General features: G+C 73.1%; 3 protein-coding genes. 1 reads left to right on the top strand and 2 read right to left on the bottom strand.

Annotation, left to right across the window (positions count from 1 at the left end; all coding sequences use genetic code 11):
* Window positions 1-950 (top strand): DUF2786 domain-containing protein (locus P1P70_RS43305; RefSeq protein WP_319247803.1); only part of this gene is annotated, 950 nt, incomplete at its 5' end.
* A 105-nt stretch (window positions 951-1,055) separates the two neighbouring features.
* Here the strand turns inward: P1P70_RS43305 and P1P70_RS43300 are convergent.
* On the bottom strand, window positions 1,056-1,625 hold the full coding sequence (locus tag P1P70_RS43300; RefSeq protein WP_319247801.1) for a DUF4232 domain-containing protein: 570 nt from the start codon (window positions 1,623-1,625) through the stop codon (window positions 1,056-1,058).
* A gap of 140 nt (window positions 1,626-1,765) precedes the next feature.
* The gene (locus P1P70_RS43295; RefSeq protein WP_413471684.1) at window positions 1,766-2,338 is read right to left on the bottom strand and encodes a hypothetical protein; all 573 of its coding nucleotides are present in this window, start codon (window positions 2,336-2,338) and stop codon (window positions 1,766-1,768) included.
* Window positions 2,339-2,594 lie beyond the last annotated feature (256 nt).

The following is a 2,594-nucleotide window of genomic DNA, read 5'->3' as shown; positions in this document are numbered from 1 at the left end:
CGCGGGTGGGGTGCGCGGCGAGTTCCCTGATCTCGTCGAGCTGGGCCGCCCAGCTCGACGAGATCAGGGAACTCGCCGCGCACCCCACCCGCGCGGACCGCTTCTCGCACGCCACCACCGCGCTGGAGCTGTACCGCCTCCTCCTGCGCCTGCCCACCCTCGAACCCCTGGACCGCCCGTGGGAGGCCGGTGCCGCGAAGAACTCTCCCCACCCCGAGTCCCGCATGCTCAGCCGGATCCGCGCGCTCCTCGCCAAGGCGGAGGCGACCGGATTCCCGGAGGAGGCGGAGGCGCTCAGCGCGAAGGCGCAGCAGCTGATGGCGCGTCACAGCATCGACGAGGCGCTGCTCGCGGCCCGCGCGCACAGCAAGGACGCGCCCGGCGCGTGCCGGATCGGCGTCGACCCGCCGTACGAGACGGCCAAGGCGATCCTCCTCGACGCGGTCGCCCGGGCCAACCGCTGCGAGGCCGTCTGGAACGAGGCCCTCGGCTTCTCCACGGTGGTCGGTTTCGAGGCCGACCTGGAGGTGGTCGAGCTGCTCCACACCTCGCTCCTGGTGCAGGCCACCACCGCCATGACCAAGGCGGAGGCGGCCCAGCGCAGGGGCGGCCGCAAGCGGACCAAGACCTTCCGGCAGTCCTTCCTGGCCGCCTACGCCCACCGCATCGGCGACCGGCTGGCGGCGGTGGCCGAGGCCCAGGTCGCCGAGGCGCAAGCCGCGGAGGCGGAGGCCGGGAGCGTCGGCTCGCGTGGAGCGGGCGCCCCCGACCAGGACCTGCTGCCTGTCCTCGCCGCCCGCGACGTCGCCGTCCACGACGAGTTCAGCCGGATGTTCCCGGACACGGTCACCACCCGCGTCCGAGGGGTCAGCGACCTGGCCGGCTGGCAGCAGGGAGCGAAGGCGGCCGACCGCGCCCAGGTCAGAGCACGGCCCCGACTGCCGTCATGACCCGGGCAAGCCCCGGCGCCGGCACAAGCCCCGGCCCAGGCGCAAGCCCCGGCCCAGGCGCAAGCCCCGGCCCCGGCGCTGCCCTCACGCCCCGGCCCCGGTGACTCAGTCGCCCACCGGCAGGAACGGCCCCACCGTCGCCTCCAACGTGCTCTCGGACTTCACCGCGACCTCGGCGTCCGGCCACTTGAAACTGCTGACCTTGCTGTCGCCGGGCAGGGTCAGCTTCAGCTCGTCGACGGCGGCAGCCTTCTCCGGGTCACCGGCGACCCCGCGCACATAGGAGATGGACAGGAGCATCGACTGGCCGCCCTCCAGCGTCACCTCGGTCTCCTCGGACGCGCCCTCCTGCGGCTGGAGCGCCCACGACTTGTCGCCGGCGACCAGGTCGACCCCGGCGAGGCCCTTCAGCGTGCACGCGGCGTCACCCTTGTTGGTGACGGTGACCGGGACGGCCCCCTCGTCCCCGGCGGCCGGGGCCGCACTGCTGGGCCCGACCTCGAAGCCGACCCGAGCGGCCGTGCACGCGCCCTTCCGCGCGCTCTCGGTGGTGGCGGCCCCGGTCTTGCCGTCGTTCCCGCCGTCACCTCCATCACCCCCGTCACTCCCGCTACAGGCGGTCAGCGTGAGGGCCGCGAGAAGGGCGGCGGCGATGGCGGTCGGAGCGGTGCGCATGGGGTTCCCGGTGGAGTTCGTGGCTGTCACAGCACAGCCGGCGGCGGTGTGAACGTGCGAACGGGCCGCGAACCCGGAGGTTCCGCGGCCCGTCCCCCACATGATCTACGACCCGAGCGCCGAGCGGGGCCCATTCCCGCCTACGACCCGGCGCTCGCCGTGGGCAGGTCCGTCGGCAGCCCGGACGGCATGGACCCCTCCGCCTTCCGGAACGTCTCCTCGCCGACGCCGCCCTCCCAGGTGATCGTGAGGGACTTGCCACTCACCTTGTCCACCATGCCCTCGGTGCGGTCGTCGCTGCCGTCCTGGCACTTGAGGCTGATCATCTGCATGTCGTCCGCGTCGGAGACCTTGCCGCTGCACACCGAGGTGCCCACGAAGACGGCGACCTCGGCGCCGTTGACGAACAGGGCGACCGGCTTGCCGCCGGTCGTGGCCAGCCAGTTGCCCTGGAGCTCGGTCTTCGTGCCGGAGGAGTCCCCGGAGCCGCCGCTGTCCGAGCCGTCCGCGCCGTCCGAGGGCGTCGGGGCGGCGGACGAGTCCTTCGTCGCGGAGTCACCGCTGTCACCGCTGTCACCGCTGCACCCGGTCAGTACGAGCGCGGCCGTGAGCCCGGCCGCCACGGCCACGGCGCGGATGCGCCGGCTCGCGGAGGAAGCCCTGGTCGCGGGCCTTGCCGTCATCGCGGTGGTCGCCGCGGTCGCCGTAGTCACTGGACATCTCCCCAAGCTGTGGCCGGATCCGTTCGCCGCGCCGACAGCCGCAAGCTACCAGCAGCGGCACGGCGCCGGACGGCCGGGAACTGTGAGAACTCCGGGGAAGTCGGGACGCACGGGGGGCCTGCCCTGCCGGGCCCGGGCAGCGAGGCGGCAGCCGACCGCGGCGCTCTGACGGGACGCTGTCCCTTTTTACCATTTCCGAGCCCACGAGAAAGCCAGAAAAACGGAATTCCGTCTTTTGCATGAAAAA

Source organism: Streptomyces sp. MB09-02B, assembly GCF_033794485.1.
GTDB lineage: Bacteria > Actinomycetota > Actinomycetes > Streptomycetales > Streptomycetaceae > Streptomyces.
Note: the sequence above shows the minus strand (reverse complement) of the source record. Positions and strands in the feature narration are given on the sequence as shown.